10 protein-coding genes and 1 pseudogene are annotated in these 7,753 nt (G+C 73.4%); 8 read left to right on the forward strand and 3 right to left on the reverse strand.

Annotation, left to right across the window (positions count from 1 at the left end):
* Positions 1-452: 452 nt before the first annotated feature.
* The 3 genes from AB0P35_RS36540 (at position 453) to AB0P35_RS36550 (ending at position 2,952) form a co-directional block, all read left to right on the forward strand.
* Positions 453-974, forward strand: coding sequence for a SigE family RNA polymerase sigma factor (locus AB0P35_RS36540; protein WP_363519665.1), 522 nt, complete (start codon positions 453-455; stop codon positions 972-974).
* Entirely contained in the window at positions 974-1,843 is an 870-nt protein-coding gene (locus AB0P35_RS36545) for a hypothetical protein (RefSeq protein ID WP_363519668.1), read from the forward strand. Before AB0P35_RS36540 ends, AB0P35_RS36545 begins: the two co-directional genes overlap by 1 nt.
* Before the next feature lie 377 nt (positions 1,844-2,220).
* Positions 2,221-2,952 carry a carbohydrate-binding module family 20 domain-containing protein gene (locus AB0P35_RS36550; protein ID WP_363519671.1) on the forward strand — a complete coding sequence of 244 codons (732 nt, stop codon included), beginning with the start codon at positions 2,221-2,223 and terminating at the stop codon, positions 2,950-2,952.
* 87 nt (positions 2,953-3,039) lie between these two features.
* On the opposite strand, the gene AB0P35_RS36555 is transcribed toward AB0P35_RS36550, so the two are convergent.
* Positions 3,040-3,318, reverse strand: a complete 279-nt coding sequence (locus tag AB0P35_RS36555; protein WP_363519674.1) for a hypothetical protein — start codon at positions 3,316-3,318, stop codon at positions 3,040-3,042.
* Between the two features lie 117 nt (positions 3,319-3,435).
* Between AB0P35_RS36555 and AB0P35_RS36560 the strand changes: the two genes are divergently transcribed.
* Positions 3,436-3,705, forward strand: a complete 270-nt coding sequence (locus tag AB0P35_RS36560; RefSeq protein WP_363519677.1) for a LapA family protein — start codon at positions 3,436-3,438, stop codon at positions 3,703-3,705.
* Between the two features lie 94 nt (positions 3,706-3,799).
* On the opposite strand, the gene AB0P35_RS36565 is transcribed toward AB0P35_RS36560, so the two are convergent.
* Together AB0P35_RS36565 and AB0P35_RS36570 are read right to left on the reverse strand one after the other, a co-directional pair.
* On the reverse strand, positions 3,800-4,072 hold the full coding sequence (locus AB0P35_RS36565) for an SDR family oxidoreductase (protein WP_363519691.1): 273 nt from the start codon (positions 4,070-4,072) through the stop codon (positions 3,800-3,802).
* A gap of 98 nt (positions 4,073-4,170) precedes the next feature.
* A pseudogene (locus AB0P35_RS36570) lies at positions 4,171-4,590 on the reverse strand (SDR family oxidoreductase); the annotation flags it as partial.
* 173 nt (positions 4,591-4,763) lie between these two features.
* Here AB0P35_RS36570 and AB0P35_RS36575 point away from each other — a divergent pair.
* From AB0P35_RS36575 to AB0P35_RS36590, 4 genes are all read left to right on the forward strand, one after another.
* Positions 4,764-5,069, forward strand: coding sequence for a GNAT family N-acetyltransferase (locus AB0P35_RS36575; protein WP_363519679.1), 306 nt, complete (start codon positions 4,764-4,766; stop codon positions 5,067-5,069).
* Positions 5,066-5,602 (forward strand): OsmC family protein, encoded by a 537-nt coding sequence (locus AB0P35_RS36580; RefSeq protein WP_363519682.1) that lies wholly within the window; start codon positions 5,066-5,068, stop codon positions 5,600-5,602. Before AB0P35_RS36575 ends, AB0P35_RS36580 begins: the two co-directional genes overlap by 4 nt.
* Positions 5,595-6,560, forward strand: a complete 966-nt coding sequence (locus tag AB0P35_RS36585; RefSeq protein WP_363519685.1) for a pirin family protein — start codon at positions 5,595-5,597, stop codon at positions 6,558-6,560. The genes AB0P35_RS36580 and AB0P35_RS36585 overlap by 8 nt, the downstream gene beginning before the upstream one ends.
* 669 nt (positions 6,561-7,229) lie before the next feature.
* Entirely contained in the window at positions 7,230-7,400 is a 171-nt protein-coding gene (locus tag AB0P35_RS36590; protein WP_363519688.1) for a hypothetical protein, read from the forward strand.
* The last annotated feature ends 353 nt before the right edge of the window (positions 7,401-7,753 follow it).

Consider the following 7,753-nt stretch of genomic DNA (forward strand, 5'->3'; position numbering starts at 1 on the left):
CGGTCACGGACCGCCGTCCGTGCGCCGCGCCGCGGGCGGGCGGGCGGGGCACCGCGCCGGTCCGGCGGAAACGTCTTCTCGGTGGGCGGCAACCTTCGGCGGGGCGGCGGCAACAGAGAGGCAGCCAGGCGCCGACCCGAAGGAGCCCGTCCCGTGCCCAGCCCAGCCCCGACGACACCGTGCGGCCCGTGCCGCCGTCCCTCGCCGCCCGTCCGAGCGGGGGCGGGCCCCGCCCTGCCGGGTGCGGAGGGGTGACGGCCGTGGGCGCCGCGCCGGCCGCGGACCCGCTCGGCCTGGGCGGCCGGCCGGGCCGACCGGCCCCTTCCACCCTGCTGCGACCTGCGGCAACGGTCGGGGTACCCGGTGATCCGGCGGTGGGAGGGGTTGGTAGGCTGCCGCCCTCCCTGCTGATTGAGAACGCTCACAATGGATCGAGAGGCCACGCCCCGGACATGATCGTCGACGATGCGTCCGCGGAGTTCCACGACTTCTTCGAACGCCACTACGCCGAACTCGCCCGGCTCGCCCACCTCCTGACGGGCGAGGCGGACGCCGCCGACGACCTCGCCGCCGACGCGATGGTGGCGCTCTGGCACCGCTGGGACCGGGTCCGCGGTGCGGACCACCCGGTGGCGTACGCGCGGGGCGTCGTCGCCAACCTCGCCCGCGGCCGGGTCCGCAGCGCGGTCCGCGAACGGCGCCGGGTGCTGGTGTTCTGGTCGCACCGCGTGGAGCGGGCGGACGGTCCCGACGTCGCCTCCGTCCTGGACGTCCGGGCGGCGCTCGCCCGGCTACCCTTCCGCAAGCGGGCCTGCGTGGTGCTCCGTCATGCCATGGACCTCTCCGAGAAGGAGACGGCGGCGGCACTCGGGATATCGGTGGGCACGGTGAAGAGCCAGACCTCGAAGGGCATGGCGGAACTGCAACGGCTGCTCGGCGACCGCGCCGGCGAACTGACGGGGAGGAGGAGCTGATGGACGAGCTGCGCCGACAGCTGCGCGAGGCCGCCGAGGCCCACCGGCCGGACCGGGAGCGCATGCTCGCCCGCGTCGAGCGGGGCATGGCGACCTCCACCGCCGGCCCCCACTCCACCGCCGACCCGCACTCCGCCGCCGGTGACCTGCACGCCGGGCGCCACCGGGTGCGCCGCGGCGTCCTCTCCTGGCCCAGGATGGTGCTGGCCGCCGTCGCGGCCACCGGCGTCCTGGCGGTCGGCGGACTGGCGGTGGCCGCGATCGCCCAGCGCCCGCAGCCGCAACCCGCCCCCACCGCGACACCGAGCGCGGCCCCGGACACGGCCTCACCGTCGGCGGCCCCGGAGGCGCTGCCGGCGCCGACCTCGGCCTCGCGTGCGCCGTCCGCTTCGCCGCACCGCAGCGGCTCGGCGGCACCCTCGGCCTCGCCGTCGCCGAGCCGCCCGCCCGCGACCCGGCCGGCCGGCAGCCGGACCGAGGACGGCCCGCTGTGGGCGGACGGCTCGGTCGACCCGCACAGCACGGACTCCTGGGCGCAGAGCAATGTCACCTTCAAGACCCGGGAGGTGCTGACCGCGCTGACCGTGGAGCTGCACGTGCCGCAGACCGGCGGGGTGAAGGACACCGGCCACTGGCAGACCATGGCGGCGGACGACTTCACCGCGACGGTCCGCGAGGAGGGCGGCGTGCTGGTCTACCGCTGGGTGCTCAAGGCGGGCCGGACCGTCCCGGTGGGGCAGCAGGTGTTCGCCGGACAGTACGGGCACAACGCGGGCGGTCGGGACGCCGGCGGCGACTGGTACCGGATCGACGCCGCCACCGCGGGCGGCCGCCCCTCGGTGTGGGGCGACTTCGCCCGCACCGGCTGAGCCCCGGCGGGACCGGGTCCTCCGCACGGAGGGCCCGGTTCTCGCCGTTGTGAGGTGAGCGTCTCGTCACCTGGCGTGACGGTTCGGTGCCCGCGGCGGACGGCCGGGTTTCCGGCGGGTGGCCGACCGGCGGAGCCGGGGTGGCGCGGCGGCTCGGAGGCCGGGTGTCGTGCGCAGGTCAGAGGGGCCTCGCGGCGCTCCGCGCAGGTACGCGGGTCTCTCCGGTGTGCGCGTGGCCGGAAATGGTCCATCGCCATGAAACTTGCTGCAAGGATTTGCAGCACGTGGACCGCCCGCTCGCCTCCGACGCCGCACGCGAGCCCCGGCCGTCCCCCTCCGCGGCGTCAGGCCGCCATTCGACATGGAGGACAACGGACATGACGTTCCCCCGGCCGCACCGCCCCGCAGGCCGACTGCGCCCCCTCCTGCTGCTCCCCGCGCTCGTCGCATCCCTGGTCGCGACCCTGCTGCTGCCCGCCACCGGCGCCCGGGCCGCCACCTCCGGCACCCCCGTGCACCTGCGGGTCACGGTCGGCACCGAGTACGGCGACACCGTGCTGGTCTCCGGCAGCACCGCCGAACTCGGCGCCTGGGATCCGGCCAAGGCCGTCCCGCTCACCACCGACGCACGCAGCTACCCGACCTGGTCGGCGGACCTGCTGCTGCCGCCCGGCGGACAGCTCACCTACAAGTACCTCAGGCGGACCGCCGCCGGGGCGGTGGAGTGGGAGTCGATCCCGAATCGCTCCGTCTACCTGCCCGGCAGCAGCGGGACGACCCTCGACGACCGCTGGAACGTCACCGGTGAGCACCCGCTGACCGCCGTCTTCAACGCCACCGCCGACACCACCCTGGGGCAGAACCTGTACGTCTCCGGCGACCTCGCCGAACTCGGCGCCTGGGACCCGACCAAGGCCGTCCCGCTCACCACCAGCTACGCCGTCTACCCGGAGTGGACCGGCATCGCGGCACTGCCCCCGAACACCGCCGTCCGGTACAAGTTCCTGAAGAAGGGCCCGGACGGCACGGTCATCTGGGAGGACGGCCCGAACCGGGCCACCGTCACCCCGCCGACCGGCACCATGGCCCTGCACGACAGCTGGCGCTAGCCGCCAGGCTCCCGGCGGCCCCGGTCCGACCTCCGTACGGGCCGGGGCCGCCGCTCTCCCGGGTCGCCGCCACCCCTGCTCTCCGGGTCACCGGTCGCGCAGGGCGGCGGCGCAGCGCTCGCAGACCCGCTGGGACCAGCGCGAGGGGTACCAGACGGCGGCGTCCGCGGCCGGCTGCCAGGGGTCGAGCTGGAGGGTCGCGGTGTCCGATCCGCAGAAGGTGGCCGCGGCCGGTCCGCCGTCGGCGGCGATCGGCGCCGCGTGCACCACGAGGGCCGCGCGGCCCTCGGACGCGTGCTCGCCGCCGCCCAGGTCGTGCACCGTGCGCGGCTGCTCGATCTCCAGCATGACCACCAGCGCCGTCATCCTTCGAGCTTCCCGCGTCCCGCTTGCCGCCGCACCTCGCGGCGGCAGGGCACCGGTCACGGGCCCGTGGCGGCACCCTCCGGGGACGAATCAGGCAAATCGCACGATACTGAAACCATGTCGCAGAACACCCGCACGAACCACGACCCGTCGCGTCTCACGGTCAAGGGCCGCGAGGTACGACTGCGCACCATCGCCATGGGCGTCATCGCGGTTCTGGCCATCTGGTTCATCGCGGTCAACACCACCTCGGTGACCATCACCCTGTGGGTCTCCGACGTCACCATGCCGCTCTGGGTCGTCCTGACCGTCACGATCCTCGTCGGCATGCTGATCGGCGCCTTCCTCGCCCGTCGCCGGGCCGCCCGCAAGTCAGCCCGGTCGTGACCCCGCAGGCACCGGCCCGCCCGCCACCGGGCCACCGCCCGACCGCGCGGACCTCATGCCACGAACCGGTCGGGCCGGTGGCCGGCGCGCACCGCTACCGGCCCAGGACGGCGCCGCCGTTGACGCCGATCACCTGGCCGGTGACGTAGCCGGCCGCCGGGGAGGCCAGGTAGGCCACGGCTGCGGCGACGTCCTCCGGGGCGCCGGCTCGGCCGACGAGCGTGTCGGCGACCTTGCGGGCGTGGAAGTCCGGGGTCCATCCCCGGCCGAAGATCTCGGTGTCGGCGACATAGCCCGGAGCCAGGATGTTGACGGTGACGCCGTCCGGGCCGAGTTGCCGGGCCAGGCCGAAGGCCCAGCCGTGCAGGGCGGCCTTCGCGGCGGCGTACGAGCCGGCGAGTGCGGTCCGGCGCCTCCGCGCTGGGCCGCGGCGGAGCTGATGACGATCAGCCGTCCGCCCGGGCGCCGCAGCCGGTCGGCGAGTGCACTGGTGAGCAGGACGGCACTGAGCAGGTTGGTGTCGAGGTCACGCCGCCAGGCCTCGGCGAGGGCGTCGAGGCTGCCGTCGGCGGGCGGGGTGATGATCGCGCCGGCGTTGTTCACCAGAACGTCGACCGGCCCGAGCGCGGCGATCGCCTCGGCGGCCGCGGCCACCTGGGCGGGCACCGTGAGGTCGGCGGCGACCGGGACGACGACCGCTCCGGCCACGGCCTCGGCGATCTCGTCCCGCGCCCGCTCCAGCACCTCGGCACGGCGGCCGATCACGGCCACCCGGTGCCCGCCGGCGGCGAGTTCCCTGGCCACCGCCTTGCCGATCCCCGTCCCGCCGCCCGACACCACCGCGACCCGTTGCACCACTGCGCCCCCTCGGTCCATGATCGACATGCGCCACGGGCCAGCCTAGCCTCAGCCGGTCCGCCGACACCGGCGGTCGACAGGGTGCGCGCAGGGCGCCGGACGAGGGGCAGGCGGCCTCGGGAACAGGCTTGATCACCGATTGGTTTAATCGTAAACTACATGCGTCGCGAGACCCGCGGCCCGACCGAGGAGGCAGACCCATGGCGATTCGCGTGACGGACAATCAGGACGGCTCCCGCTTCGAGATCTTCGACGACGAGAAGCTTGCGGGCTTCACCGAGTACCACCGGTACGGCACCGAGCTCGCCTTCATCCACACCGAGATCGACCCGGAGTTCGGCGGCCGCGGCCTGGGCGGCAAGCTCGCCCAGAGCGCCCTGGACGCCGCCCGCGAGCAGGGCCTCGCCGTGCTGCCGTACTGCCCCTTCATCCGCGGCTGGATCACCAAGCACCCCGACTACGCCGAGCTGGTGCCGGCCGGCCAGCGCGACCGCTTCGGCCTGTGACCGCACCCCGGACCGGACACACCCCCGAGGACACCATGGACACCACCACCGAGGCCCCGGCCTTCGTCCGCTCCGCCGCGGCCGTCGCCACCAGCACCGGCGACGACTACCGCGTCGACATCCGTTCCGGCCACCACAAGCTGGCAGCCGACGAGCCCGCCTCGGTCGGCGGCGGCGACACCGCCACCACCCCGGTCGGCCTGCTGCTCTCCGCGCTCGGCTCCTGCACCGCGATCACCCTGCGGATGTACGCCCAGCGCAAGGGCTGGCCGCTGGAGACCGTCCGGGTGCACCTCGGCTACGAGAAGGGCCCCGAGTCGAGCGTCCGGATCACCCGGCGGATCGAGCTGCTCGGTGACCTCGACGAGGCGCAGCGGGCCCGACTGCGCGACATCGCCGACCGCACCCCGGTGACCCGTGCGGTGCGCGGCGGCACCCCGATCGTCGAGCAGCGCCACAACGCCGCGGTGCACCGGGAGGGTGCGGTCGGCACGGTCGGCGCGGTCGGACAGGAGGGCGGCCACCATGAGTGACCTCGATCTGCACCCCGCCCCCACCACCTGCGGCGGCAACCGCGCCGAGGGCCCGGTGCGGGACCTGCTGGCTGCCCGCGAGACGGCGCTCGGCGGTTCGACCGTGGTGCGGCGGCTGCTGCCGAGCATGGGCCGCCGGATGGTCGGTGCCTGGTGCTTCGTCGACCACTACGGGCCCGACGACATCGCCGACGAGCCCGGCATGCAGGTACCCCCGCACCCGCACATCGGGCTGCAGACCGTCAGCTGGCTGCACGAGGGCGAGGTCCTGCACCGCGACAGCCTGGGCAGCCTGCAGACCGTCCGGCCCCGCGAACTCGGGCTGATGACTTCCGGTCGGGCGATCTCGCACTCCGAGGAGTCGCCCCGCGACCACGCCCGCCTGCTGCACGGCGCCCAACTGTGGGTCGCCCTGCCCGACGCGCACCGACACATGGCGCCCACCTTCGAGCACCACGCCGAGCTGCCCCAGGTGACAGGCTCCGGCGGCGGCCTCGACGCGACGGTGATCCTCGGCGAACTCGACGGCGCCCGCTCCCCCGGCACCGTCCACACCCCACTGGTCGGCGCCGACCTGACGCTCCGCGAGGACACCGAGGTCCGGCTGCCGGTCGAGCCGGGGTTCGAGTACGCGGTGCTCACCATGAGCGGCCTCACCGAGGTCGACGGCGTCCGCCTGGAGCCGGGCTCGATGCTCTACCTGGGCACCGACCGCCGCGAACTCCCGCTGCGCGCCGTCACGGACGGCTCGGTGCTGCTGCTCGGCGGCGAGCCCTTCGAGGAGGAGCTGGTGATGTGGTGGAACTTCATCGGCCGATCCGGTGAGGAGATCGCCCAGGCGCGCGAGGACTGGGAGAAGGGCACGCGCTTCGGCGAGGTACACGGCTACGACGGTGCCCGACTGCACGCCCCGCAGCTGCCGGCGACCCCGTTGAAGCCGCGCAATCGGGTGCGCTGACCTGCAGAAATAGCCTCCGATTACGCACTCGATCAAGGGCGGCCGGACACGGGCGGAAGGCCCCACGGCGCCGAGCGGCAGAGGCCCCCGGCGCCATGGCCACCACCTCGCGGACGCGCAACTTCCGCAGCGCGGATTCTCATGTTTGGGCTGGTGCGACAGGGTCTGATCGGATCGATGCTGACTTTTTGCCGACTTTTCCGACTGGTCGTCAGATGCATGATCCCGCCCTAATTACCGACTGTAACGATGCGCTGGACAGCCAGGCCCAACCGGTGCGCTCCGGACGAATGCCTGCTCGCTGCTCGCAGATGTGCGGCCCTGTGATGGCTACCCGCTTCTACGCGGAAGGAGGCAACCGACGCCGGGTTCCGAGCAATGGTCAAGAGTTGTGGTTACGGCCTTCCATTCGACTGCGGTGATCTCGGCTGCTGCGCGCCCGGCTTCCTCGCGCACCGCTGGGTCGGGGTGGTGGAGGAAGGGTTCGATCAACGGTCGGGGCCTGCAGGGGCGTGGGTGGCGCCGAGGACGTAGAGGGCGTGCTCGAGGAGTTCGCAGTCCATTTTTGGCATGGCTGGGTCCAGCGGCTCGACGAGGCCCGTCCCTTCCGTCGGTCGATCGACAGGTTTCGATCATTGCTCCAGGCGGGCACCGACGAAGTGCTCCCGCATGGCCGCCCGCGCCAGAACTGCCGGTGTGGACGTCGCCCTGGACATCACCGCCGACGTACCCCGTGTGTTCCAGTCGTTCGCCGGTGTCCTCGACGAGGCGGATCAGGCACTGGACCGCGCGGCCCTCTTCCTGACCCAGCACATCCGAACCGCCGGCCCGGCGACCTGAGCCCGGTCGGCCGACCGGCCGTCAACTCGGGCCCGAGCCGCCGGATTCAGAAGACTTGTGCGCGACCGGTCAAGATTGGGTAACGGCCAACCCGACTTCTTGCTCGCTGAATTGTTAGCGTTAACACTCTTCCAAGAACGAAACGGCGACGCCACCTCCGGTTCAGCCCACACCGCTGCCCGGACCCACCCACCCGGTGGCACTGCAGATCGACAGGAGACGTTCCATGTCCGCGCTTCGCGCACGGCTGTCGGCGGTAGTGCTCGCCGTCTGCCTGCTCTTCACCGGCCTGGCCGCGGCCGTCCCCCAGCGGGCCGCGGCCGCCGATCCCGGCTACCTGATGGTGCACTTCA

It is taken from the genome of Kitasatospora sp. NPDC085879, assembly GCF_040686255.1.
In the GTDB taxonomy this organism is placed as follows: Bacteria; Actinomycetota; Actinomycetes; order Streptomycetales; family Streptomycetaceae; genus Kitasatospora.